This window comes from Marinomonas piezotolerans, from assembly GCF_003362755.1.
GTDB classification, from domain to species: domain Bacteria; phylum Pseudomonadota; class Gammaproteobacteria; order Pseudomonadales; family Marinomonadaceae; genus Marinomonas; species Marinomonas piezotolerans.
The window spans coordinates 290,659-316,848 of sequence record NZ_QKRA01000002.1; the positions used below are offsets into that span (position 1 = coordinate 290,659).

General features: G+C 46.6%; 24 protein-coding genes. 14 read left to right on the forward strand and 10 right to left on the reverse strand.

The window, feature by feature from the left end:
* The first annotated feature begins 751 nt into the window (after window positions 1-751).
* The 3 genes from DN730_RS05315 (at window position 752) to DN730_RS05335 (ending at window position 4,215) form a co-directional block, all read left to right on the forward strand.
* Entirely contained in the window at window positions 752-1,261 is a 510-nt protein-coding gene (locus DN730_RS05315) for a hypothetical protein (protein ID WP_147290560.1), read from the forward strand.
* A gap of 266 nt (window positions 1,262-1,527) precedes the next feature.
* Complete coding sequence (locus DN730_RS05325) at window positions 1,528-3,153, forward strand: hypothetical protein (protein WP_115467077.1); 1,626 nt, start codon at window positions 1,528-1,530, stop codon at window positions 3,151-3,153.
* 588 nt (window positions 3,154-3,741) lie between these two features.
* Window positions 3,742-4,215, forward strand: coding sequence for a DUF6998 domain-containing protein (locus tag DN730_RS05335; RefSeq protein ID WP_115467079.1), 474 nt, complete (start codon window positions 3,742-3,744; stop codon window positions 4,213-4,215).
* 142 nt (window positions 4,216-4,357) lie between these two features.
* On the opposite strand, the gene DN730_RS05340 is transcribed toward DN730_RS05335, so the two are convergent.
* Window positions 4,358-4,894, reverse strand: coding sequence for an alanine:cation symporter family protein (locus tag DN730_RS05340; RefSeq protein WP_245957894.1), 537 nt, complete (start codon window positions 4,892-4,894; stop codon window positions 4,358-4,360).
* Window positions 4,895-4,966: 72 nt separating this feature from the next.
* Complete coding sequence (locus DN730_RS05345) at window positions 4,967-5,236, reverse strand: hypothetical protein (RefSeq protein ID WP_115467080.1); 270 nt, start codon at window positions 5,234-5,236, stop codon at window positions 4,967-4,969.
* 171 nt (window positions 5,237-5,407) lie between these two features.
* On the opposite strand from DN730_RS05345, the gene DN730_RS05350 reads away from it, so the two are divergent.
* Window positions 5,408-5,809 (forward strand): GFA family protein, encoded by a 402-nt coding sequence (locus tag DN730_RS05350; RefSeq protein ID WP_115467081.1) that lies wholly within the window; start codon window positions 5,408-5,410, stop codon window positions 5,807-5,809.
* A gap of 103 nt (window positions 5,810-5,912) precedes the next feature.
* Window positions 5,913-6,845 (forward strand): SEC-C metal-binding domain-containing protein, encoded by a 933-nt coding sequence (locus DN730_RS05355; RefSeq protein WP_115467082.1) that lies wholly within the window; start codon window positions 5,913-5,915, stop codon window positions 6,843-6,845.
* Window positions 6,846-7,643: 798 nt separating this feature from the next.
* Here DN730_RS05355 and DN730_RS05370 read toward each other — a convergent pair.
* A complete protein-coding gene (locus DN730_RS05370) occupies window positions 7,644-9,053 on the reverse strand; it encodes an alanine/glycine:cation symporter family protein (RefSeq protein ID WP_115467084.1) in 1,410 nt (469 codons plus the stop codon).
* Window positions 9,054-9,257: 204 nt separating this feature from the next.
* Window positions 9,258-10,991, reverse strand: a complete 1,734-nt coding sequence (locus DN730_RS05375; protein ID WP_115467085.1) for a potassium/proton antiporter — start codon at window positions 10,989-10,991, stop codon at window positions 9,258-9,260.
* A 303-nt stretch (window positions 10,992-11,294) separates the two neighbouring features.
* Between DN730_RS05375 and DN730_RS05380 the strand changes: the two genes are divergently transcribed.
* Window positions 11,295-11,831: a DUF3237 family protein gene (locus DN730_RS05380; RefSeq protein ID WP_115467086.1), complete on the forward strand. Its 537-nt coding sequence runs from the start codon at window positions 11,295-11,297 to the stop codon at window positions 11,829-11,831.
* A gap of 65 nt (window positions 11,832-11,896) precedes the next feature.
* Here DN730_RS05380 and DN730_RS05385 read toward each other — a convergent pair whose 3' ends face one another.
* From DN730_RS05385 to betC, 3 genes are all read right to left on the reverse strand, one after another.
* Window positions 11,897-12,544, reverse strand: coding sequence for a pyridoxamine 5'-phosphate oxidase family protein (locus DN730_RS05385; RefSeq protein WP_115467087.1), 648 nt, complete (start codon window positions 12,542-12,544; stop codon window positions 11,897-11,899).
* A gap of 191 nt (window positions 12,545-12,735) precedes the next feature.
* Window positions 12,736-13,674 carry a choline ABC transporter substrate-binding protein gene (gene choX / locus DN730_RS05390; protein ID WP_115467088.1) on the reverse strand — a complete coding sequence of 313 codons (939 nt, stop codon included), beginning with the start codon at window positions 13,672-13,674 and terminating at the stop codon, window positions 12,736-12,738.
* 57 nt (window positions 13,675-13,731) lie between these two features.
* Window positions 13,732-15,258, reverse strand: a complete 1,527-nt coding sequence (gene betC / locus DN730_RS05395; protein ID WP_115467089.1) for a choline-sulfatase — start codon at window positions 15,256-15,258, stop codon at window positions 13,732-13,734.
* Window positions 15,259-15,400: 142 nt separating this feature from the next.
* Between betC and DN730_RS05400 the strand changes: the two genes are divergently transcribed.
* The 7 genes from DN730_RS05400 to DN730_RS05430 all read left to right on the forward strand — a co-directional run bounded on the left by DN730_RS05400 (window position 15,401) and on the right by DN730_RS05430 (window position 22,236).
* On the forward strand, window positions 15,401-16,300 hold the full coding sequence (locus tag DN730_RS05400) for a choline sulfate utilization transcriptional regulator (protein ID WP_115467090.1): 900 nt from the start codon (window positions 15,401-15,403) through the stop codon (window positions 16,298-16,300).
* Between the two features lie 17 nt (window positions 16,301-16,317).
* Window positions 16,318-17,742, forward strand: coding sequence for a MocR-like pyridoxine biosynthesis transcription factor PdxR (gene pdxR, locus DN730_RS05405; protein ID WP_115467091.1), 1,425 nt, complete (start codon window positions 16,318-16,320; stop codon window positions 17,740-17,742).
* A gap of 44 nt (window positions 17,743-17,786) precedes the next feature.
* Window positions 17,787-18,179: a hypothetical protein gene (locus DN730_RS05410; protein ID WP_115467092.1), complete on the forward strand. Its 393-nt coding sequence runs from the start codon at window positions 17,787-17,789 to the stop codon at window positions 18,177-18,179.
* A gap of 146 nt (window positions 18,180-18,325) precedes the next feature.
* Window positions 18,326-18,838: a lipocalin family protein gene (locus tag DN730_RS05415; RefSeq protein ID WP_115467093.1), complete on the forward strand. Its 513-nt coding sequence runs from the start codon at window positions 18,326-18,328 to the stop codon at window positions 18,836-18,838.
* 254 nt (window positions 18,839-19,092) lie between these two features.
* Entirely contained in the window at window positions 19,093-20,343 is a 1,251-nt protein-coding gene (locus tag DN730_RS05420) for a serine hydrolase domain-containing protein (protein WP_115467094.1), read from the forward strand.
* A 29-nt stretch (window positions 20,344-20,372) separates the two neighbouring features.
* Window positions 20,373-20,924 (forward strand): DUF3237 family protein, encoded by a 552-nt coding sequence (locus DN730_RS05425; RefSeq protein WP_115467095.1) that lies wholly within the window; start codon window positions 20,373-20,375, stop codon window positions 20,922-20,924.
* 202 nt (window positions 20,925-21,126) lie between these two features.
* A complete protein-coding gene (locus tag DN730_RS05430) occupies window positions 21,127-22,236 on the forward strand; it encodes a helix-turn-helix domain-containing protein (RefSeq protein WP_115467096.1) in 1,110 nt (369 codons plus the stop codon).
* Window positions 22,237-22,282: 46 nt separating this feature from the next.
* Here DN730_RS05430 and DN730_RS05435 read toward each other — a convergent pair whose 3' ends face one another.
* On the reverse strand, window positions 22,283-23,716 hold the full coding sequence (locus DN730_RS05435; RefSeq protein ID WP_115467097.1) for an aminotransferase-like domain-containing protein: 1,434 nt from the start codon (window positions 23,714-23,716) through the stop codon (window positions 22,283-22,285).
* A gap of 117 nt (window positions 23,717-23,833) precedes the next feature.
* Between DN730_RS05435 and DN730_RS05440 the strand changes: the two genes are divergently transcribed.
* Complete coding sequence (locus DN730_RS05440; protein WP_115467098.1) at window positions 23,834-24,718, forward strand: EamA family transporter; 885 nt, start codon at window positions 23,834-23,836, stop codon at window positions 24,716-24,718.
* An 80-nt stretch (window positions 24,719-24,798) separates the two neighbouring features.
* On the opposite strand, the gene DN730_RS05445 is transcribed toward DN730_RS05440, so the two are convergent.
* Window positions 24,799-25,767: a nucleotidyl transferase AbiEii/AbiGii toxin family protein gene (locus tag DN730_RS05445; RefSeq protein ID WP_115467099.1), complete on the reverse strand. Its 969-nt coding sequence runs from the start codon at window positions 25,765-25,767 to the stop codon at window positions 24,799-24,801.
* Entirely contained in the window at window positions 25,748-26,152 is a 405-nt protein-coding gene (locus DN730_RS05450) for a DUF6088 family protein (protein ID WP_115467100.1), read from the reverse strand. The genes DN730_RS05445 and DN730_RS05450 overlap by 20 nt, the downstream gene beginning before the upstream one ends.
* Window positions 26,153-26,190 lie beyond the last annotated feature (38 nt).

Sequence of the window (26,190 nt, forward strand, 5' to 3'; positions counted from 1 at the left end):
CGCCCACTTCGCCGAAGTCGGCGGCTTTTTAGTGTGTTATCAATAGACGCCAAACCCTCGAACTTCTGTAGGTTGGACTTCAGTCCGACAGTCGCGGATAAACGCAAATCCTCGAACTTCTGTAGGTCGGACTTTAGTCCGTCAACCACAAACCACCCCAACTCCTCAGACAACCTGCCTCCATACCATTCAATTCGCTTGCGCATTGTCTTGCTTCGTTCCTTAGCTTCGACCTTCCCCTTGTAAAGAGCACGCGAATCAAACGTATGGAGACTTAGAGGCCACCGTAAATACTCGAACTTCTGTAGGTCGGACTTTAGTCCGTCAACCACAAACCACCCCAACTCCTCAGACAACCTGCCTCCATGCCATTCAATTCGCTTGCGTCTGTCTTGCTTCGTTCCTCAGCTCCGACCTTGTCAGAATTAAAGAACGCGCGAATCAAACGCATGGAGACTCGTATCAAGATCAATATTATTGGAAATGTCGAAAGAATAGCTTAGTCTTAAACCACTGCAGTCATGGATGGCGAAAAGTCCGCCTTTACTTCCTCCCTGACACGCACGGTTATTTATCAAAACGAGCATGCGTGTTTCTACATGCCTAAAATGCTTTTTTAAAAATATATTCTTTAAAATCAACATCTTACGGTTTTTTTGGTAAGGGAAAAACTCATAATAACGCGCACGCACGGTTTATTGTATAAACGAGCATGCGCATTAATAAAATGTTAAATGTCCAAGAGAGTATCGTGCGTAGAAGAACAGTCATAATTACGATGTCAGTAATTTTCGCTTTGGTTGCGATACCAGCGGGACTTTACTATCTAGCTAAATATAGCCTGTTTGGCGGAGGTGGTCCTTCACCAAAACTGGTTCTTGTGGTCCCATCTAATGAATATGAAGTGAAAAGTGTACTAGATGCAATCGACAAAATTGATAGCACGCTAGGTCCAAGAGAAAACAGAAAAGACGCCTCCGAAGGAGATCGGTTCTTTTACTATAAACATGCTTACTGGTACCCGTCGAGTGGCTCTGATACCTATGGCATCGCTCTAATCGAGTGGAATACCACTACATGGGAAAATGACAAACAGCAAATGGGTGGCAGCTACTTTATCGATGTTTATTCCGAGAAAAAAGAATGTTCTCTATGTGATCAACTGAAGGTGGCTCTTTCGCAATCACAGGTAAAATTTAAATCACCATGTGAAACTCAGACTAATCTAACCGAATATGAGCGTATCAGGTGTGACATTTAACAAAACAATCAACCGGACTCCGCTAAGCGTGGTTCGCTTTGATCACAATACCACGCTTAGATCCGCTCGGTTATTGTGGCGTTATACCTAGGGAGGAAAAATGACCTTTTTTGAAATATTTGGAGTAATAGGGAGTATCTGCTCGATAACATCTTTTATAGTAAGCTTATTTATCGCTTCGAAAGTTGTAAAAATATCTAACAGCAAATCTGGTATTGCTAATGTTCGGGGCAATCAAAATGTTACCGCTGGTCGAGATATGACGAATGGACAAAATTAGTGTAAAGGGAAATCAAAATATCACTGTTGGTCGTGACCTAATCATTGATATAGATGAAATCAAACGATCCGATTTCAAGTTGTATAAAGTAATTGACAACAAACTTAATTCAATTGATGAGTTTGTAGGAAGGTATGTGACTGGAGTGCAGTCTCATACAAAAAAAGATCCTGAACCCTTCAGAAGTTCAATAATCATTGAATCAATGGGCAAGATCGGAATTCCAATTGGAGTCGCTATTCAGGCAGTTGGAGATGCCTCGAATAAAGTTGTCTCGCAAAAAAATGAACAAGAAACTGTGGTCAAATCTTCTTTCGTCAGAAAATGTGTTACTGAATCTCTTTATTCATTGGATGGCGACCGGTGGGAAGACTACGAAATTGAGGCTTGGGCCGAATCTTATATTCGCAGATATGGGACGGAAACAATTATAAAAGTTGTTGGCGACCCAGAAGGAAATGAACTCGTTGAAAAAGATCTTGCAATTTCGTATTTTTTGGATGTTGTAATACCTGACGTTTATCGTTTAATCATGAAAGATGCAGGCATTCAAATTTCATGCGCTCCACTTAAGAAGGTCGCTTCCAAAAGTATGCAGCGACGTATGGCAGAGAAGATAATCGATGCAGTTCATGCTTTAGATCTTTACAGAATCCATTATTCTGTATTGATTGCACTATCAAAAGAGATGGCACTGCAACCCCCTCACCCGTGGTTTTCTCCAACAGTCAGAGAGTTTCAAACAGTCAATTATCATTATGAGCGGTATAAGCTTAACAATAGAAAAGCTAAGGCCGCCCAAGAGGTTTCAGACTATGGGGCACTGTATTACTCAATTAAGGAAGTTGTAGAACACAGTTGTGCTGCTATCATGGGCTATTACTCCATTTATATGGGGTGTGGCCCATTGTCATCTTTTTATGTTCTCCAGTCTGTTGTCCGCGATATATGTCGAGGAGAGGAGTCTGATTCATGTATAATTTTTCGTCTTGAAGAATTAAAAGCAGACCTTAAAAGATCAGAAATTGAGGAAGAACAGTTTGCAGCGTTGCTGCGTAGGATTAGAAAACGAATAGAATCTACAAAGAAGAAAGAGGTGCTTGAATTAGAATCTCTCTATATAGACGCAGAAGAGCTTGCACATATAACTACTACCTTGATTGCGAGCTTTATTCGTGTTGAGAAAGAAAAAAAATTAAGAAAAGAAAGAAAGGATTTAACGCTTAGCGATATATTTCTAGGGTTTCCATTCCTTGAGTGGGAGTGGCATGTAAGCCAAGAGGCATTTTGGATAACGCATCATTACGACACGCCTTGTTTTTCTAATATCAAACCAAAAATTTTGATTGTTCCAATTGTCGACGATGAAGGCGTCAATCAAAAAATTAATGCATGGCTTACAGAGGCAGGAAAATTTAAAATTGCTTGCAACGCCATTTTTTTTATATCTAAAAATATAATAGATATAGAAAATAAATTAAATTCTACGAGTCATGAAATCAATCTAAATCTGGTTTCAATAACCGAAAACGAGTTATTGCAGGCGGCATTTATAAGCAATCCGTGGGATATATTAGAGAAGATTATATTTGAACGGTGTAGAACGGTATAACAATTCAAAGCACATGGACTTGATAAAGCTGTCACCTTTTTTTGTTCCAAAAAGCCGCTAACTTCACCAAGCCGATGTTTGAGGCTTTATAAACAAACCATGAAATCATCCTATAAAACTGTTTTCATAATCTTTGTCTCATTTATCATATCTGAGGTAGTAGACGAATACTTTCATATTACATGGGGCACTCAAGAGTTTACGCTCACTGCCCACATAATATTTCTCGATATTTGTCTGATCATATGGTGTAAACAGCATGGAAGAGAAAATGGGCACAGAGAGCTTAAAATGTACCCTATTCTCTGCGCTTTGATTGGATTCATCGGTGTCCCCGCCTATGCATACAGGTTTTATGGCTTTAACGGCGGGACAGTTCTTCTATTCAAAGCTATTGTTGTTTTAGTTGTTACTGACATATGTTCATTAGGTGCCGCGACTCTCTTTTCGACATTTTATGTATAACAAACGCATTAAATCGCTCGCAAGCTCGCGCCTATTACGTCAGCGTTACATTACCAGAGTAATCAGGGTCAGATGAAAATTCATCGGATTTTATCTGACCAAACAACTTAGAAGAGGACTCAAGTGCACCTCAAAGAAATGAAAGTTAAAGAGCTGCTACAGCTACAAGCTTCAATCACCGATGAGCTTAAAGACAGAGGTGTAGTGAGAACCCAGAATAATCCATTGGGTGATTACACAGAATGGCTTGTGGCAAATGCACTAGACCTTGAGCTTGAGGCTAACTCCAAGGCGGGATACGACGGAGTAAGTAAGGCTGGTGTTCGAGTTCAGATAAAGGGGCGAAGAGTTACTCCCAAAAACAACTCTAGGCAACTTAGTGCCATTCGAAAGTACGATGAAAAAGACTTCGATGAACTGGCGGCTGTGGTATACAACGAGAACTTTGATGTAATCGACGCATTGCTAATACCTTATGAGGTAGTTGGAGAGTATGCTTTGTATCGAGAGCATGTTAATGCTCATATTTTAATACTCAAAGGGCCAATTCTTTCTGACCCTAGAGTTAAGTGTATTAAACATGCTGTGTGTGGCTAACAATATTAGTAAGAGGGATACCAAACCTCTACTCCCATTTGACCTCAAGCGCGGCATTAACAATTACTCCACTAACCTATCTCCAAAAACAAAGCCCGCACAAGGCGGGCTTCATCACCAAATCTAATAGCTTATAACACCATCAATCCTGCTTTGGCTTTTCATTCCAAACGCTTAGATCGATGTCCTGTTGTACTTCTTGGAAATCATCTGGATTAAACACAGGCGTGTGGGTTTTGTTTTGGGTGAAGTAGTCTTTGGTCAGTTTTACGACTAGGCCAGAGAGCAAGACGATGGCGACTAGGTTGATGGTTGCCATTAAGCCCATCGCTGCATCGGCGGCGTTAAACACCATCGCGACACTTTCGTATGCGCCCCAAGGGATCATAGCCAGAGCAAGTACGCGTAAAACGAAGATGCCCGGTTCACTCGCCCATTTAAGGTAGGTGAGTGCGTTCTCTGCGTAGCTGTAGTTACCGATGATGGAGGTGAAGGCGAAGAAGAATATCGCAATCGCGACGAAGTATTGGCCAGTATCACCAATGTGATGAGACAGGGCAGTTTGCGTTAGTACGATGCCTGATTCGCCGTTGCCTAATACACCGGAGAGCAAAATCATGAGTGCCGTTGCGGTACAGATTAGTAGGGTATCAATGAAGACGCCGAGTGCTTGCACCATGCCTTGAGGTAATCGGGGTCAGATGAAAATTAACTCATAGACGCCAAATCCTCGAACTTCTGTAGGTCGACTTTAGTCCGTCAACCACAAACCACCCAACGCCTCAGACAACCAGCCTCCATGCAATTCAATTCGCTTGCGCATTGTCTTGCTTCGTTCCTTAGCTTCGACCTTCCCCTTGTAAAGAGCACGCGAATCAAAAGCATGGAGGCTCGTATCAAGGTCAATATTATTGGAAATGCTGGAAGAATAGCTTAGTCTGTAGTCAATGCAGTCATGGATGACGAAAAACCCGCCTTTACTTCCTCTCTGACACGCACGGTTATTTAGAAAAACGCGCACGCTTGCTCTAACAGCGAGAGAGCATATGAGAATTCTATTTAACCCTTTAATATCAAGCGTTTAGAGTTATAGGCCTTATAAAGACTAAACAGAATAACGCGCATGCACGGCTTATTGTATAAACGAGCATGCGCGTTAACAAAATGTTAGCTACCAAAAAGAGAGGGTGTCATGAGTTTGAAAGGAAGTTGTCTATGCGGTGGTATCCGTTACCAGATTGATGGTGAGCTTAGCCCTGCTATGTTTTGTCACTGCGGGAAATGCCGGAAGTCTAATGGTTCTGCTTTTGCTTTGAATGCTCCAGTTAAGTCGTCTGACTTCAAATTGTTGTCGGGAGAGAATCTTTTACGAAGTTATGCGTCTTCAGAGGACGCCAAGCGTTTCTTCTGTGAAAATTGTGGTTCCCCAATATACAGTAAGCGTATGTCGATGCCGGAAATTCTGCGGCTTCGAGTGGGGACCTTGGATGATGAGATCGCAATAGAAAAGGTGAGTCATATTTTTGTGGCGAGTAAAGCAGCATGGGACGACATTCAGGATGACTTACCTCAATTTGCAGAGCGCCCCGAGTGAAATAGCTAACAAGGCCAGTCACGGTGACGTCTACTCCATTGCGGCTTCGCCTTCATTTCGTAGCCGCGCGTGCTGGCGGCGTTAGCACCCGCAGGAGGATAATATGAGAGTTAATAAATATGAACTAACTGACACAATTGCTTCTCCAGTAAAAAGAGAAGTGCGCCAGCGTTGCGGTTTCGGTTGCGTAAACTGTGGTAATGCGGTTTATCAATATGAGCATTTAGAGCCTACTTTTGCTGAAGCGAAGGAACACAACCCGGATCACATAGTTTTATTGTGTGGTGGTTGTCACGATAGAGTCTCAAGAAAAATTTTATCAAAAGAAACAATAAAAGTTCGTTCTCAAAACCCAATCTGTAAGCAAAAGGGATTCTCATTCGGTCCATTTGATTTAGGGTTAGTTGAGCCAACAGTGAAAATCGGAACTTTAACCTGTAAAAATGTAGCGTCACTTATTCAAATAGATGGCGAGTCAATTTTTTCCATCAAAAAGCCAGAGTGTGAAGGTGCACCATTCCGTATTAATGCCTACCTCGCGGATCGCGATGGTGCTGAGGTTTTAAAAATAACAGATAATGAGTGGGTTACTTCAACGTCCAATTGGGATGTTGAAGTTGTAGGACCCAAAATAACAATTAGAAAAGCTCTTGGTGACATTACCTTAGTTTTACGCACTGAGGTTCCGCATAGCTTAATTGTTGAACGCCTAGAGATGGTTCATCGCGGTGTTAAAATTAGCTGTCGTGAAAGCAGTAACCTAGAAGTCATTACAAGAAGTGGGCAAGTCTTGAAGTCCACGTCAATGAATATCACAGGCTGCAAAGTTGGCTTTGATATATCAAACAACTCCTTAGCTATAGGTGTTGGTGGTGGTAGTGTTTACATTGGCAATATGACTATCGGGCAACAGCCTACTTGTCCTATCCCGTTTCCCTCAAACCCTAAAGTAATATCAAGGAAAGTTGGTAGGAATGAATCTTGCCCATGCCAAAGTGGGAAAAAATACAAAAAGTGTTGTGGTAGTCTGTGCTAACAAAGCATTGAAGGGTGATTCGCAATGCTTGGCGTTTCGGTTCGCTCAAGTATAGCCAAGCGCCGCTGACACACTAATGCGGCGTTATACACAAACCATGAAATCATCCTATAAAACTATTATCGTAATCTTTGTTTCATCTATCATATCTGAGGTAGTAGACGAATATTTTCATATTACACGGGGCACTCAAGAGTTTACGCTCATTGCCCACATAATATTTCTCGATATTTGTCTGTTCATATGGTGTAAACAGCATGGAAGAGAAAATGGGCACAGAGAGCTTAAAATGTACCCTATTCTCTGCGCTTTGATTGGTTTCATCGGTGTCCCCGCCTATGCATACAGGTTTTATGGCTTTAACGGCGGGACAGTTCTTCTATTCAAAGCTATTGTTGTTTTAGTTGTTACTGACATATGTTCATTAGGTGCCGCGACTCTCTTTTCGACATTTTATGTATAACAAACGCATTAAATCGCTCGCAAGTTCGCGCCTATTACGCCAGCGTTACATTACCCTGTAATATTGAGTCATGCTAAAGCTCAGCGAGCGGTATTAAGCCTTTCCGTATACAAGGAAAATCAGGCTAGTTATCGGTTCTATTTATCCCAAGGGTTTAAGGTGGTTAGTGAACAATTGGATGAGCACACTGGGCATCCAGAGTACACAATGAGTTTGGGCATATAACAAGCCATTTAAATGGCATGGTTTAGCATTCCGCATATTTCAAACACAACAAAGCCTGCACGAAGCAGGCTTTGTCAGCAGATCGAACGCTCAACAGCACTCAAACACTATCAATCCTGCTTTGGCTTTTCATTCCAAACACTTAGGTCGATGTCCTGTTGTACTTCTTGGAAATCATCTGGATTAAACACAGGCGTGTGGGTTTTGTTCTGCGTGAAGTAGTCTTTGGTCAGTTTTACGACTAGGCCAGAGAGCAAGACGATGGCGACTAGGTTGATGGTTGCCATTAAGCCCATCGCTGCATCGGCGGCGTTAAACACCATCGCGACACTTTCGTATGCGCCCCAAGGGATCATAGCCAGAGCAAGCACGCGTAAAGCGAAGATGCCCGGTTTACTCGCCCATTTAAGGTAGGTGAGTGCGTTCTCTGCGTAGCTGTAGTTACCAATGATGGAGGTGAAGGCGAAGAAGAATATCGCAATCGCAACGAAGTATTGGCCGGTATCACCAATGTGATGAGACAGGGCAGTTTGCGTTAGTACGATGCCTGATTCACCGTTGCCTAATACACCGGATAGCAAAATCATGAGTGCCGTTGCGGTGCAGATTAGTAGCGTATCAATGAATACGCCGAGTGCTTGCACCATGCCTTGAGAGGATGGGTGGTGAGGGTTAGGCGTGGCGACCGCGGCAATGTTGGGGGCTGAGCCCATACCCGCTTCGTTGGAGAACAAACCACGTTTCACGCCGTTTAACAGCGCCCCTGCAACACCGCCAGCGGCTTGCTCCAAGCCGAATGCGCTTTTGAAAATCAGTGCGAACATGGCTGGTACTTCGGTGATGTTCATCGCAATTACAAACAGTGCCAGTGCTAAATAAGCGATGGCCATGAATGGCACGACAACCTCTGCGATGCGTGCAATTTTTCGGATGCCACCGAAGATAACAATGGCGGCGAGCCCCATAATGAGTAGCCCTGTCGCCAGTTTAGGGATACCAAACGCACCTTCCATCGCACCAGCAATCGAGTTGGCTTGTACGGCGTTAAACACTAAGCCAAAGGCCAAAATCAGTGCCAGCGAAAAGATCGCTCCCGCCCAAGGGGCTTTTAACCCTTTACTGATATAAAACGCAGGGCCACCACGAAGTTGACCATGTTGGTCACGCACTTTGTATAGCTGGGCCAACGTGCTTTCTGCGTATGCGGTCGCCATGCCGATCAAGGCAACGACCCACATCCAGAATATGGCACCCGCGCCACCGAGGGCCAAGGCTACTGCTACGCCAGCGAGGTTTCCGGTGCCGACACGGGAGGCCAAACTGGTACACAGAGCCTGAAAAGGGGAGATCCCGCCACGATCCGCTTGGGGCGCTTTGAAGACCGTGCGAATGAATTCTGGGAAGTGACGAATTTGAATAAACCCTAAACGTAGGGTGAAATAGACCCCGACAGCCAGTAGGCCATATATCAGGATATATCCCCAAAAAAGGGTGTTTAGAGAATCAATAATCATTGCCATGAAGCACTCCCATCAGTCTTGTCATTATTTAATAGGGGGGGGATGGGCTCTGCTAGAGCCCAAGAGCTGCGACGCTTGTGGCGAGGCAACTCTAAAAAAGGGGCAAGACTAGCGATCTGAGAGAATTTGACAAGGGTGGCGGCGGGGAATTGTCCCTTGTTGAGGCACTTTTCTTAAAATAGCCTTTTTTCGCGGCGATATTGGCTATTTTGGCCGAATGATTTTCAGACCGAAGGTGGTGATTTCACCGTTTTCAATCTCTCGAACCGTCAGCTCTATTTCACCAAAACGGTAACGGTCACCGACCACAACTCGACCATGAAACTTATCCAAAAAGAAGGTTTTTACGGTGCAATCGAGGTAGCTCTCTTCCATTTTGAAGAAATAGTTGTACGCAAGGTCTCTCAACTTGGCATCACTGTTGACCACAAATTCACCATAGAACTGGCTCATATTGGTCTGCTGGGTCGCAAGACCCGGTGTGAAGATGCGATTGAGTTCACTGTCTTCTTCCACTTGGGAGAAAAACGCGGCTTTATCCAGTGCTTGGAGTGCTTGCCCAGGTTCATCCAGCAGTAAGTTACCTTGGCGCATGACGCCCATGGGACGCGAATAAATCGTAGAGGGTAACGAGTCGATATTGCAGCCGACGAGATCACTGTCTTCTGGGATTCGATAAATCAGTATGTGGCGACTGTGGAAATCGTCGAACGCCAAACTGAATGCGCTTGGTGTCGCTGCTTTGTCAGGTAATTCGACTTTCAACCAGCGCGCGACTTGCGGGATGGTCCAGCCTTGTAATATTAACGACATAATTACGATGACAAAGATCAAATTGAAGTAGATAGGCGTTTGTTCGACACCAGAAAGTGACGGGTACATGGCCAATATGATCGGCACGGCGCCGCGTAAACCACACCAACTGATAAACAATTGCTCACGCCAAGGGAAGTGAAACGGCAACAGCGACAGCAAGACTGCCACGGGGCGTGCGATGAAAATCAACACAGCACCGATGGCCAGTGCCGGCAAGATGACCGGTCCGATCTGGTTGGGAGACACCAGCAGGCCAAGCATCAAGAACATGCCGATCTGACTTAACCACGCGATGCCGTCATGAAAACGATGTATGTCTTTTTTGTAAGGCATATTGGTCGAGTTGCCCAAAATAACACCGACGATGTAAATCGCTAAAAAGCCACTGCCGCCCCAGACGTTGGTGATACCAAAGATACTCAACCCCGCGGTGGTCACCAATAACGGGTACAGTGAACTGGATAGATTAAGCTTAGGTAGGACCTTTCTCAGTAAGAATCCTCCAGCTAACCCAGCGAAGAGACCTAGCCCCATTTGTTGGATCAATTCGATTAGCAGGGATAAGCCGAGATTTGTTTGGGTCGTGCCGATCAGTTGCACCATGGTAATGGTTAAGAAGATGGCCATGGGGTCGTTCGCACCGGATTCGATTTCTAAGGTCGCTCCGGTTCGCTCCTTTAAGCGCAACCCTGCATTTCGAATCAAACCAAATACGGCCGCGGCATCGGTGGAGCCGATAATGGCGCCAATCAACAAGCTTTCTTGCCACGGAAACCCCAGTAAATAATAGACGGCTAAGGCGGTGATCCCTGCGGTGACTAATACACCCAGTGTGGCGAGCATAAACGCAGGCTTTAAACTGATGGCAAAGGTTTCTTTACGGGTACCGAGCCCACCATCTAGGAGGATAGCGGCCAGCGCCAGATTGCCGAATAGAAACGCTAGCCCAGAATTATCAAACTGGATACGCCCGATGCCATCTTCCCCTGCGAGCATCCCAATGACTAAAAATATCAATAGAAGTGGCGCGCCAAGTCGGCGAGATAACACGCTCGCTAAAATACTGATTAGCGCTAACGCACCCGCAAGAAAAATGTACTGACTGGTCAATTCTATCGTCATGACGGCGCTCTGATATTAAAAAATGTTGCAGGAATCGGTGTGGCAGGTGCCACAAAAAACGGCGAGATATTATTGATGTTATTAACACAGTTTATGAAATGTTAAGGGCGCTGCAAAGTCTGAAACGGCTAACTGTGCTGGATTTCCGTATTTTGCCGTGTGCAAAAGACGGCATTGTTTGCCGATTCAGGATACAGGGAAGTCTATTCGCTACGGTAAGTTATTACATTACCTGTCCCGCACTATTTGGCGACACCGTGTGGCAGTCATGTTTAATCATAAAAACAGTAGAGGAAAGTGCGCATGAAGAAGTTAACGTTGTTTCTAACGGCATTGCTTGCGATGACGAGTTTGAATGCCTTCAGTGCTGGGCAAGATCCGAACAGGGATAATCGATTTGATACGAAGTTTGTGTATGAGTCCCGAGTATCCATCGATATGGACCGAGCGACGGTTGGACAGAGTAAATATGGTGAGCGCGGTATTGTCTGGATCACGGGGGGCGATGTCAAAGGCCCGCGGATCAACGCCACCGTCATGCCAGGGGGCGGTGATTGGCAACTAGGGCGTCCTGATGGGGTGCGTGATTTAACCGCGCGTTACGCCATTAAAACCAATGACGGTCATGTCATTGTGATCACTAACAAAGCCATCATTGATCCTCGTCCGACGGCAGAAAACCCTAAAAACGATTATGTTCGCAGTGTCTTGAATTTTGAGGCTCCGATCGGTAGCCCGTACGAATGGATGAATAAATCGATATTCTTAGGCACGGTAGAGCTTGCGCCCGACTTTGAACAGGATCCGGCGGTGATTATCCGAGTGTGGGAGTTGTTGTAAGAGATCGCTGCACCTACCGCCAGCGCTTAAAGATAAGAGTTGGCGGTAGGCTCAAACGTTTACGCTTAAAATGCGTTAGGTGCTATGGGTTCAGGGTACGCCTCTGATTGCAGACTATCTTGCTGTGTGGGCTGCCAGTGCTTCGTGAGAGGCATCACGCCCGCCCAGACAGGCCAATCCATATCTTCTTCGTCATCATTAACCCCTTCCGCCCTTAACTTGATGCTGGCGTTATCGATTTTGATACGTACTAAGCTCGTTGCTTTGACTTCTTTATCCGTCACTGGGCGTAACGCGGACCACCGATCAGGAGAGACTTTGTTAATAAAAAGCTCGAAATGACGGACTTTTTCGTCGAAATCATCAATGTTTTCTGGTGTTCCGAATAATGTCACAGAGCGGTAATTAACCGAATGATGAAAGGCCGAGCGTGCCAGTACTAGCCCATCCAGCTCACAGATATTAATACACACCTGTTGGGCTTCCTTGGCGGCACCATGCGTATTACGAGCCTTCCCGTGACCATGCCAATACAGATAATCCCCTTCGCGCCAGTGACAAGTAGGCGTTACGAATACCTTTCCATTTACTTGTTGTCCAATATGACACAGTAGCGTTTCGTCGATGATTTTGTGGGCGGTATCGACGTCGTATAAGGCTCTATTGGGGCCTCTTTTAACGGTGCTAGTGGGGGTTTGTAATGAGGTGGACATCGGGGACTCCTTGTTTGCGTGAACCGTCTAGTGGATGAACACAGAGTAAAGAGATTTGGTGGTGTGATAAATGTCCAGATATTGGTTTTTTGACCAGTCCAGATTGTGTGGGAGCGTACCGACGTAAAGCGCCCACTTATCCTGATGGATCAGTGGGCGCTGCGGGGGTGTAAAGTGTTGCGTGCGTTACGTTATAGGTCTAATGCGCTTTTTACGGCATTGATGCCCGGTTGACCAGAAGTCGTGGTCACGCCATCAAGCCATGTATCCAATACCGCTGGGTTGCTTTTTAGCCAAGTACTGGCCGCCTCGTTTGCGGACATACCATCGCTGGTCATGGCGATGACGGTGTTTTCCATATCTAGGGTGAATTCCATGTTTTGCAGCAACTTCGCTACATTGCCACATTCGCTTGCATAGCCTTTGCGTGTCACGGTATGGATGGTGGCGCCGCCGTAGTTGGGGCCAAAATAGTCGTCCCCACCTGACAAGTATTTCAGATCGAAATTGACGTTCATCGGGTGTGGCTCCCAGGCTAGGAAGACAATGCCTTTTTCACGTTTTACCGCCCGTGAAACTTGCGCCAACATAGCTTGCTCGCCCGATTCGACAACGCGCCAATCGCCTAAATTGAAGTCGTTTTTATCGATCATGTTCATGAGGTTTTGGTTGGCAGGGGAACCTGCTCCGATGCCGTAAATGCGCTCTCCGAAGTCTCTGGCGTATTTATGAAGGTCTTTAAAGTCCTGCACCCCTTTGTCGTACATGTAAGCTGGTACGGCAAGCGTGAATTTGACGCCCGTTAAGTTCGTGCGAATCACATCTAAGTCGTCAGCGTATTTTTCGATAAACGTACTTTGAGCGGGCATCCAGTTCCCTAGAAAGACATCTATTTGATTGTTTTTGATACTTTCATAGCCAATCGGAACCGCTAACAATTTAATGTCTGTTTGATAGCCAAGTGCTTCCAGTACGGTGGTTGCCAACCCATTGGTTGCACCAATGTCGGTCCAACCTGGGTCGGTCATCGTGACCGTTTGGCATTGTTCCGGTACGGCTGCGAAAGCGCCACTTGCGGTCGCAGATACGAGTGCGGCGAGCAGTGTTTTGCGTAAGGTTATTTGGGTCATCAGTCGGTTCCTCTGTGAAATTATTATGTGTTAGTACGTCTTCATTGGGTATGCCATTTATACGACTTTTGGGTAGCGAGATTTCGCTTCCAAATCGTCTAAATCTATGTGATTACGCATGTACATTTCTGTCGCTGGGAAGTGAGGTTGATGATCCCATGCAATATTGCTATCGCCTTTGCTGACGGCCCGAACAATCAGGCGTCGACGACGCTGACTCATCTTAACCGCTTCGCTGATGGCGTGTGAGTCCCAGCGTTGTAGTGCCTCATCTCGAAACGCCTTGACGATATCAGCGTGCTCGGGGTCGTTGGCGAGATTGGTCAGTTCTAGCGGGTCACGCTCCAAATCATACAATTGATCGGGATCGATGCAGCAGTGGACGTATTTGTATTGTCCACGGCGGATCATAAACAAGGGTGCGATGGCGCCTTCGCCACAGTATTCACCGATGACTTCGTCGTGGCCGCCGGCTTTACCTTCAAGGTGAGGCATCAAGGTGCGCCCATCAATCGGCATAGCGAATTCGGTGCCTTGGTTATGGGTCGCTAAGTCAACAAAGGTTGGTAGCAAATCCATGGTTGAAACCGACGCCTTCACGCGCTTAGGTTGGAATCGGTCGGGAGCGCAGACAATTAATGGCACGCGAGCAGAGCCTTCAAAGTACGACATTTTGAACCACAAGTCGCGTTCGCCCAACATGTCACCGTGGTCGCCAGAGAACACAATGATGGTGTCATCTTCTAGGTTACAGTCTTTTAAGGCTTTTAGAACACGGCCGACTTGGTCATCAACATAGCTGCAAGCCCCATAATAGGCGTGACGGGCATTGCGAATATCGTCATCGGTGATGTCTTGATCATAGTAGGCAAAGACGTCTTGTAGTCGACGCGAGTGCGGGTCTTGCTCTGCTTCGGGAATGCGCACCGTGGGTAGATCAATGTCATCGAGGTCGTAGCGATCCCAGTACTCTTGTGTAATGGCATAAGGATCATGCGGATGCGTCATCGATACGGTGAGGCAAAATGGACGTTCTTGTTTGCCACGAGCATAGTCGTAAAGATAGCGCTCTGCGTGGAATACCACTTCGTCGTCAAAATCCAGTTGGTTGCTTCGAACACAGGTACCGGCGTCGGTGACTGATGACATATTGTGGTACCACGTAGGTCGGGTGTCGGGGTCGTCCCAGTTCGGGAACCAGCCATAATCAGCAGGGTAGATATCCGTGGTCAGGCGTTGTTCAAACCCATGCAGTTGATCAGGGCCACAGAAATGCATTTTTCCTGATAACGCCGTGTGATAGCCGCTTTCACGTAAATAGTAAGGGAATGTCGGAATGTCAGCCGGGAAGTCAGCGGCATTATCCCAAGCACCAATGCGAGTGGGTAATAAACCTGTCATAAGAACATAGCGTGATGGCGCGCACAGTGGGCTGTTGGTATACGCAGAATCAAACACAACACCGCGTTCGGCTAATGACGCGAGGTGAGGGACTTTTGCTGTTTTTCCGCCATAGAATGGCAATGCCGAAGCGGCCATCTGGTCGGCCATGATAAAGAGGATGTTGGGCTGCTTTTGCGTCATGAAAACCACTCCATAAGGGCGTATATCAAATAAGTGAAAGTAATGTCATTGCTGAAGCCAACTGCTAGCATTTGAATAGGTTGCACCTTATAAAATAGCTTGTAAACTGACTAAAATATTATGAATGGGATTAGCTGAACTTATGTTATCTGAAAGCGATATGCCGCCCCTGCACATGTTGGTCGTTTTTGAGTCGTCGGCTCGACATCTTAGTTTCACCGCTGCGGCGCGTGAATTAGGTACCACCCAACCTGCGATCAGCCAGCAGGTAAAGGCGTTAGAGGGGTTATTGAACACGCCTCTTTTTCGTCGTGTTTACCGTGGTGTGGAGTTAACCGATGAGGGCCATATATTACTGAAAACGACACAGTCGAGTTTCAGTGAGATTCGCAAAGTCATCAGCTATATTCGTAATCGAAATAAATCCCCGCGTATTAATGTCGCGACTGACTTTGCATTTGCCGCGTATTGGCTGATGCCGCGCTTGCCCGAGTTTCGCAAACAGCATCCTGATATCGAGATTCGTCTGCATACTGCCCAAAGTAATGTCGATGTTGGGATGCAAGATATTGATCTCGCCGTTGTGTTTAGTGATGGGTTACACAAGGGGTTTGTCACAGAAAAGTTGTTTGAAGAAGAGGTGTTTCCTGTTTGCAGTCCGAAATTGGTGGAGGAGTTCGGTACTCTACAAAAGCTTGAGGACATCAGTCGCGTACCCTTGCTAAAGCTGCATACCGAAGCCATTGAAAAATGGATGATATGGGAGCGCTTATTCGAGCAAAACAATGTGCTGTGGTCACCGTCGCAAACCGTGATGGAATTTGATAACTACACACTGCTGATGCAAGCGGCCATCGCAGGCCAAGGCATGGCGTTGGGCTGGGGGTCATTGGTTGATGACATGCTGGAGAAAAAGCTGCTGACGGCGTTTCGAGAGTTCACCACGCATTCGTCAAATGGCTATTTTACCGTGGTTTCGCCATCCAGAGTCGATGATCCGGTGGTGACCATATTTAAGGATTGGATTCATCAGAATCGCTAATAGATAAGGAAGGATGCATGATAGCCAGCCTATCGTTTAGCTTAGATCCCAATGGACCACCGCGTTATCTTCAGCTCCAACAGCAGTTGTTGGCGGCGATCGAACAAGGTCGTTTAGTCGTGGGGGATAAGCTGCCATCAAGCCGAATACTGGCCAACTCGCTGGGTGTGTCACGCAGTGTTGTGGTGCAAACCTATGACCAGCTAATCGCCGAAGGGGTGCTTATCAGTGAGCCGAAGCGCGGTGTGTTTGTGGCCGACATGCAACGCGTGGCGCCGACGTCCATGCCGAGCGTAGCGAGTGACGTCGTTCAACCTTATGAAGCCTTTGATTCGGGGATCGATGTCGCCGCCTTTCCCAGCAAAGAGTGGGCGGCAAGTATGCGTCGCGCGTGGTTAAACCCTGACGCAAACCTACTTACGGGGGGCTTTCGCTTTGGCTATCCGGCATTGCAGCGCGCCGTTGCCGCGTATTTATATGCCTTGCGAGGGTTAGAGTGTTTACCAGAGCAAATCATTATGACGGCAGGGAGCCGGGATGCGCTGGCATTGCTGTCGCATGTGCTTCGTAGCGATACGGAGCGATGGGCCTTAGAGTCCCCCACGTATCCGCCGATTCGTGCCAGTTTCAGCCATTTGCAGGTTTGCCATTTACCTGTGACTCAAGAAGGTTGTTTACCACCGAAAGATGCTCACTGGGCGGCCGTGCTGACACCGTGCCGCCAATACCCTTTGGGGATCAGCTACAGCTCGCCGGTACGAGAGCAATGGCTCGATGCGTTGGCGCAAGGGCGGGGCTATATTATTGAAGATGACTACGACAATGAGTTCCTGTATCAGGGCAAGATGCAAGTGCCCCTGATGCAATTGGCAAAGCGCCGTGGAGTCGCCAATGAGCGTGTATTCTACGTGGGGAGCTTTTCAAAAGTACTGTTCCGAGGTTTGCGCATGGGGTTCATTGTCGCGCCTTTGGCTCAGCTTGACCGAGTACTTCAAAGTCAGCAAAAATTAGGCTTATCGGCGTCGTTACCTATCCAGCCTGTGATCGCTGATTTTATGGAAAATGGCAGCTTTTACCGTCATTTAAACCGCATGAGGCGTCATTACCGCTACAAACGCGATTACCTAATCACCTTGCTCGAGCAGTATTTACAACCATGGTTTGAATGGGAAAAGCCATCTGGCGGGATGCACATCATCGCACGCGTCAGACCGCATTGGGTGGCTCAGGCTGGTTGGTGCGAGGCTCTGGAGCACGGCGCACGACAGCGCAATTTGAAACTGATGTGGTTACAACAGCATTACCCTAATGAAGACGTCGCTCCTGCAGGATTGGTGCTTGGCTTCTCCGGCCCCAGTGAGCAAGAGTTGGCGCGCTGGATAAGTGTGATCGCAACGGTTGCGAATACGATTTCTGATTCTTCACTAGACATTTGCAAATGATATTCATTATCATTAGTGAAAATCACGTTTAGGAAGGGCATTCTATGGAGCTTTGGAAGCAAGAGATCGCATTAGGGAATCAGGTATTTCAACAAGGTGATCATTTAACAGCACTGCAGCACTATCAAAATGCATCAGATCGAGCGCGACAATTATTAGATTGTTGGTTCGATACCGAAGCGGCGATTTCTGCCTTGGTAGTGAGCGGGTTGAATCATGCAGAAACTCAGTGTCGGCTTGGAGAATTCGAAGCCGCCATCGAGACCTATGCCACATTGAGCCTGGATCTACGGCGATTCCAAAACAGCTTCGCGCCCAGTAACCCGATCGTGATGCTGGTGTCGGAGTCACTTTTGCGTATTAAACGTGAGTTCCTCACACTGACACAAACTTACGCCTACGACATCTTAAAGCTTCGCTCAACCAAAGCACTGTGATGTGGTCTAGATGAAGTTGCATACTGCCTTAAACTTTTTTGTCACATAGATGCTGCATTGTTCATGACTGTTTGTGCTAGTTTGTTAAGTGAATGAGAAAGGCACTATGTCACGAGCAACGTCACAAAGCGGTTGAGGATTAAGTCATGCGTCGATTTGTATTGTATGTTTCTTTGTTGTTTGGCTTGAGCGCGTGTACCTCGACGCCAAAAGGCATTGAGCCGGTTGAAGATTTTGAGTTGTCCCAGTATTTGGGGACTTGGTACGAGATAGCGCGTTTGGATCACAGTTTCGAGCGTGGGTTGAGTCAAGTGACAGCGCAGTACAGCATGCGAGATGACGGTGGCGTGCGTGTTATCAATCGCGGCTATTCCAAAGAAGATCAAGCGTGGAGTGAAGCCGAAGGTAAAGCCTATTTCGTCGAAGATCCTCACACGGGCCATTTGAAGGTCAGTTTTTTCGGCCCGTTTTATGGTTCTTATGTTGTTTTTAATCTGGATGACGCTTATCAACAGGCCTTTGTATCCGGCCCAGATCGATCCTACTTATGGTTCCTATCTCGCACGCCAGAGGTGTCTGACGCCGATAAACAGCGTTTTCTAAAGGCCGCTAAAGACGCTGGTTTTGATACCAATGCGTTAGTTTTTGTTGAGCAATAACTCCTTTCTTATTTAGCCGTAGCAGTGGTCGATTTCATATTATCGAGCGCTGCTACCGAGCGCCATTTCTCCTGCCATACATTTACTCTTCTTTGAAAAATCCAATGATGGTTGTCGCCGTTTGGGCGGATTTGAGCGTTACCCCAAATGGGATATGACGGAGTTGTCATAAAGATCAAATATAAGAACCACTGAGTCAGCGTCTGTGGTGCTGACAAGTTGTAAATAACAAAAATGATCGAAGGAACTTTACAATGAAGACATTAAAAACCGTCAAAAGTATCTTTTTAATGAGCCTGATTCCATCCGCGATGATGTCAACGGCCGCTATGGCTGAAAACGTGGTCGATCCGATGGTGGCGAATGTTGGTCCTGCATCGGATGTTCAAGTTGGATTGCAGACACTGCGTTGGAACATGCTAGATCGTACTGTTAACTCGTTAACATTCCGCTCTATGGACACACTTTATAGTACTCGCCAAGTGGGGAGATCTGGTGATGTGTCCGAATTGGTTAAGACTGAAGTGCCATTAGATGTCAGCTACACCTACAACGGTGAAGTCTACACAATCGATGACTTTTTAGATCGCACTTACACCAATGCCATGCTGGTCATGAAAGATGGCAAAATCGTCTATGAAAACTACCTAAATAACATGCGTCCTGAAACGCGTCACATGGGTTGGTCCATGACGAAATCGATTGTTTCGATTTTAGTGGGTATCGCTCATGAAGAAGGTCGTATTAAGTCTCTGGATCAGCCTATTACTGATTATATTCCTGAGCTATCCGACAGTGGCTATGCAGGTGTGACGATTCGTCAAGTCCTAGAGATGACGACTGGTGTTGGATACGAAGAGCGTTATGACTTCGCTAACCCTGGTGTTGCAGCGCGTAACCACATCTTAGCGCTGGTTAAAGGTGTTGAGCGTTTTGCTGCAATGGCGACCGAGCTTGAACGTAAAGACGAGCCAGGCACAGTGTTCGAGTACAAAACCATTGATACAGCGGTATTGGGTTGGTTGTTAGAGCGCGTACTAGACGGTTCTAATGTCGCAAGTTACGCGGCTCAAAAAATCTGGGAGCCTCTAGGTGCTGAACAAAATGGTTTCTTCATCTTAGACGGTGAGCCAGGTGTCGGTCGTGAGTTTACGGGCGCGGGCTTCAACGCAACATTGCGTGACTGGGCGCGTGTTGGACAAATGGTAGCTAACGGTGGTGAGTTTAATGGTCATCGTTTTGTGAGCGAAGATTACATCAAAAAAGCGACTAACCCTGTATTGCCAGAAGATCCTCAAATGGGTGGATACGGCTACCAGTGGTGGACCATGCCAAACTCTAATGCGTTCTCAGCGATTGGTCTACAAGGTCAGTTCGTGTACATCGACCCAGACACAGATACTGTGATCGTTAAGCTTAGCTACTTCCCTCAAGAAGAGATGATGGACCTAGAGGTCGAAACGTTAACGTTCTTTGACCAAATCTCTAAATGGAACGCTAACTAAAATTTGAACCATAGAAAAAGGAGTTACTTATGATTCGATCAACGATCTTAGCGTTAGGGTGTTCCGTCTTTCTAACCAGTGCGTCTTATGCTGCGGAGATTGTTCGTCCAACACTTGACACTTTACCTGATGTGGACACTCCAGAATTGGAGTTGGTAATGGAAGGTATTGTTGACTTAGGTGAGTGGATAAAAGTAGGCGATACGCCGAAAGGAATGCGTGGCATTGCGCCTATTACGGGTGGTGAATTCCATGGTCGTAATGGCTTCAAAGCGAAAGTCGTACCCGGTGGTGCAGATTGGCAACTTGAACGCCCCGATGGCGTCTGGGAAATTTTTGCTCTGTATTCTATAACCACTGACGATGGGGTAAACATTGTCATCGACAACCGCGGCGTTGCGGTGAATAAGAGCGATGATCCTAAGCTACCTGTTGAGGACTGGTACATCGCGACCAATCCGACTTTCCAAGCACCAAATGGAAAATATGAGTGGCTCACTAAGACACAATTTGCCGGGACAGTCGTAGCTGCACCCGACGAGAGTTTTGTCGTTGTTCGCGTTTACGAAATACACCAGTAACCGTCCAATAACAAACTTTTCGCATCAAATGGCTTCTTTTTAGAAGCCATTTTTGTTTGCCTGTCATACAGCAATAAGGTTGCCATACTTTCAAAAACCGCTAAAGTTAAAGGAAATAAAAAGAAAAGATACCTTCAAATAGGTATTGGCTTTCATCCATCGAGCGATGCTTAATGGATGATGGTCAAGTAGCGGGGTAAGTATGCATAACGTAAAAGATCAACAATTGTTCGCTGATATGTATCAATGCGCTCTCAATACTTCGCATTGGATTTCAGTATTGGATCAAGTCAAAGCGCGTATGAATGTGGCCAGTGTGGTAGTGCAGGTTCTCAAACTGGGCACAACCGATTTGGAGTGGGAAGCGCGTGATAGCTTCTCTCTAGAGCACTCTGCGTTGCATGATAAGTGGGTGAATAACGCTGACAATCCACGGCTATGCATTGAATCACACCGGCCGCTACAAGTGATCCGTGATGACGATGTCTTCCCGGAAAACTGCCCCATCTTTCGAAAGTTTCTCAAGCGGCTTGCTCGTGCTGGTTTAGGTAAGGCGATCATGCTTGATATCACCATGCCGGACAGCACGTTACTGACCTTAGTGGCCCATCGTCATTGCGATGACACCCGACCTTATGATGCGGATACTGAGAATTTTTTATACGCGTTAGCGCCGCATTTGACGCAAGTATTTACCTTAACCGCTCAATTATCACATGTTATGCAGCATCAAGCGTTGCTCGAAAACGTGGTGGACCAGATGACAACGGGCATGATGATGCTCGATCGCAATGCAACGGTTGTGTGGGGTAATCGAGTAGCTAAAGATCTGGTGCATGACAGCTCTGGTATGACGTTACACAATCAGCAATTGCGCTTTATGAACAACGCGGTCCACCATTCTTTTAGAAATATACTGTCCCAAATACCACGCCAGCGTAGTGGCTTAGAGCGTCATATCCTTGTGGTGAAAGAAGAAGGGCAAAATGCGATTGAGATTATGTTCACGCCCTACATGAAGAATGGCATGCTGCAATATGTCTTGATGTATCTAAAAGATGTAGAAGCGACGACATTTGATGTGAAAGAAATACAAATGCTGTTTGAGCTGACGCCGGCTGAAGCGCATATCGCGGTAGCGATTGCAGAAGGGTTAACATTAACCGAGTACGCAGAGAAGAAAGGCGTCTCCATCGGGACGGCGCGTATTCAACTGAAAAGTGTGTTTTCTAAGATGTCTATCGGTCGCCAATCCGATTTAGTGAGAAAGCTCTGGCAGTCAGTATCGACCGAGTCATTAATCATTCAGTAGTCATTACTGATTCGATCGTCATTAAGTTGATGCCCCTTCCGAAACGTCAGCGTTGCGAGTTGCAGACCGAAGGGTGTTTTGCAATCAGATGACATATTTTCTCCAGTTGATGGCGCGCGTTGTCACCATTCACATCTTCATCTAACGGCCAACCGCAGTTTATGCGTAGGCAATCATCATAGGTCGCGTGAGTACTAAAACACGCGCCACTGCGTATATCCAAACCCTGTTCTGCGGCTTGTTGAGCCAGCGCTTGGCTGTCTAAGCCGGGGACACGTATCCACAACACTAATCCGCCATCGGGCGCACTGATCTGTGCGCCGCTGGGGAGTAATGCTTGTAAACAATGGCGATATTGAGCGACTTGCTGCTGTAATCTAGGGCGCATTTGGTTGATGTGAGTTCGGTAGTCACCGCTTTCGATGAACTCACTGATACAGGCTTGCGTGAGGCTATTAACGCCTAGGCTAGTTTGGCTATGGCGCTGATGAACCACTTTCAAATATCGCCCAGGTAAGCACCACCCCAGCCTTAATCCGGGTGCGAGTGTTTTGGAGATGGAGCTACACCACAGAATATAACCGGCTTTGTCCCAGTATTTAGCAGGCAACTGCTTATCCTTTTGGTGACTCAGTTCAAAGTAAATATCGTCTTCAATGATGGGTGTTTGATAGCGCTCAGCCAGCGCTGCAATCGCCTGCTTTTGATCGATTGAGAGCGTTATCCCAAGTGGGTTGATGTGAGTGGTACTGAGCAACGCCGCGGTGACTTTTTGATCTGCAAAGCACGTCTCCAGTGCGGCAAGATCTATTCCCTCTTGGCTAACTGGGATTTCGATGATCTTCCGCGAAAGTGTGGTTAAGAGATCTAATAATCCACTAAAACACGGCGAACAGACGGCCACCGTATCTCCTTCTTTGGTGATGCTTTCGAGGCACATTCTGACCGACTCCAAGCAAGAGTTGGTGATCAGGAGATCCTGTTCGGAAAACGCCAAATGGCTATCACGAAAGTGCTGTGACAAAGCGCGTCTTAAGCTTGGCAAGCCTTGGTTATCTGGGTAGTGAAACATGCTTTGTGCAGAGCGCTGGGTGATCCGCTTGATCGTACGTTGCAAAGCTTTTTCTGGCAGCAGCGAAGGAGCGAGCGTTGAAGTACCTAATGGGGCAAAGCCTGTCATCGAAGCATTGTACCCTTGTTTTGGCGCGTAGCGTTTAGGATCGCGAGGTGTGAGCGTGTCGTTGTGCAAACGTGGAAAGGAGGCACTCGTTGCTCGGCTCGCAACAAAATAACCCGCTTGCGGGCGCGCGTAAATCCACCCCCCTTCTTGTAAATAGTCGTAGGCGCTCGTCGCGGTACTCAGACTAATACCCTGTTGCTGCGCCAATGTACGAAGTGCGGGTAAACGGCTGCCTTCTGGTCGTCGCTGCGCAAGAATGTCGTCAATAAAGGTCTGAGCAAGCGTTTGATACAACGTCATATAAGGTTCCAAGAAACACCACTGTGATTAAATTGTACTCCTAATTTTATTAAAAATTGAATCTGTTATGTCATGTTTGTACTCGTCATACTTCTTAGATCGATAGGAGGGTGAGTGATGAGTCGCATAGATAGTGTTTTATTGGTGCTGTTAATGGCGTTGTGGGGGCTGAATTTCAGCGTGATCAAGTTAGGTGTGGATCACATTGATCCATTGATGCTGACGGCGTTGCGCTTCACCTTGGCGGTGATTCCGTTGTTGTTTTTTGTGCGTCGTCCTAATGTGCCTTGGCGCTATTTAATGGCGTACGGAGTCACCTTTGGTGTTGGCGTGTGGGGGTTAACGACGCTGTCTGTAGACGCGGGAGTGTCCGTGGGGCTTGCCTCGCTACTACTCGATATGAGTGTCATCAGCAGCTTGCTCGTCGGGCGCTTTTTGCTGAATGAAAAAGTGTCTCGAACTAAAGTAGGGGGATCATTGTTGGCGTTGGTCGGGCTGTTACTGATCATCAATCATCAAGGCGGTGCCGTGACACCGATTGGTTTGGCGTTGGTGCTTAGCGCCTCCGTCTTTTGGAGCATCAATGGCTTTATTCTTAAACGCTCAGGGACCAAAGCCGTCTTTGCATTCAACCTATGGGGCATGGCCTTTGCGCCCATTCCGCTGGTTTTGCTTGCCGTCGGCGTTCATGGGCCAGAAGCGATATTGTCGCTACCCGAGAAGTTGGATGGTTATGTCTTATTCTCCGCGGCCTTTCAAGCCTACCCAACCACTTTGTTAGGCTACTGGTTCTGGAACAAAATGATCGTTAAGTATTCGGTCTCCAGCGTTGCGCCCATGACCTTACTGGTGCCCGTTTTCGGATTACTCGGTGGCTACCTCTTCTACGGCGAAGTACTCGATAGCGTCCAAATCGCAGCGGCACTGATCATCTTACTGGGCGTGGCCGTAAGTGAAATCAAACTGTCAGCACGACGAGGGCTAGTCGGTAAAATAGGGTAGTCGTTGGGCAAGAGAAAAAAGAGAGGAGCTTCTTTTGGCGATTCATTCGATACTGAGTAAAGCGTTGAGGCTGCAGACTTTCAGTTTAATGTTTCTTCTAGTGTGTTGAGTACATCCGTTGTTAGCTTGCTAAAAACATCGATAGCGTCCTCCCAAGACACAGGTTGTTCAGCGTAAACCATCGGGCTGACATATTTTTCATAGCGCTCGGCATAAAGCTGATTACAGATAAGTTGTTTTAATCCGTAATTAAGCTCATCAAGTGGCGCGTCCACGAGCTGGGAATGCTGATTTCCGTATTGCTCAACATCTGCTTGGATCACTTTGCCTACCAGCGCAGCAAGTTTTGTTATGTCAGAAGGCTTGGCGGTTTGAATGTGGTAGGTGTCGTAAATGTGTCGGATGAGGGTTTCGTCATCAGATCGACTTGTATCTCGGTAAGTACTTGCTGTTCTGCGTAACATCGAGACTAATTTTTCTGCTTGTGTATCGAGGATGGCGGCGCATTCCATCTCAATCGTCTGATCCTGCTCGTTCAACACCTCTGCATAGATGGATTGAATATCCCGCTTTTCTGGAGGGCTGAGAGGTATAGATTCGATCAACTCAAGTTTAATGAAGGGTCTCAAGCAAGGCGCTTGTTGATAAGTCTGAGGGTACCTTACTTCGAAAGCAGAATAGCGGTACTCGTCTTGTACGGTGGGTGCGCTTTCTATAGAAAATAAGGTGCTTTGTTTAAGTATGGTTTCTACTCGCTGCTTGGCTTCCTTACGGGCATTTCTTTTCGAGTTTCGTGATACAAGGTCGGAGGAGTTTGGCTTTGGTATAAGCTTTAAATCAATGTCTTCGGACATTCTGTATGTTTTGATGGAAGACTTTGCTAATGCTGTCCCGCCTGAAAATACGATTTGATGGTAGTCCAGATGAATGGTGGATATGAGCTTTAGAAGTTGAACCACATAGTAATCTTTTTCAACAATAGCTGGGTTTCCAAGACCTATAGCATCGGCAATATCAACAAATAGAGAACTATCGAAGTTCGTTGACACTCTGACTTCCTACTTTGATTTTGCGCGTAAAGCGTGGACTTTTAGGTATCACTTTTACACGAGCAGGTATTTGTGTGCTGTTGCCTGAAAGGTTTAGTTGTGATGCCTCGTCGAATGAATAATCGACGTCGAGGCGTTCTAATGCCTCAATCATGACGCCATCAGAGCCTGCGACATTATCAGGCATGGGTTTGCCAGTGATGCGGTTAGTGCGCGCTCTGACGTATAAGCCGTAGCCGATTTTTAGGAGTAAGCCTTCTCGGATAAGTTGTTTTAAAGCACGTCCAACCTGATCGTAGTCTGCAATGTCTTTGAAGTCTGAGCGCATGAAAACAGAACGTTTTGAGCGCTTAACTCTGGTCTTTATTCTGCTTTGAATGGTCATATACGCCTCCGATTATTGCGTTTAAATAATAGACAAAA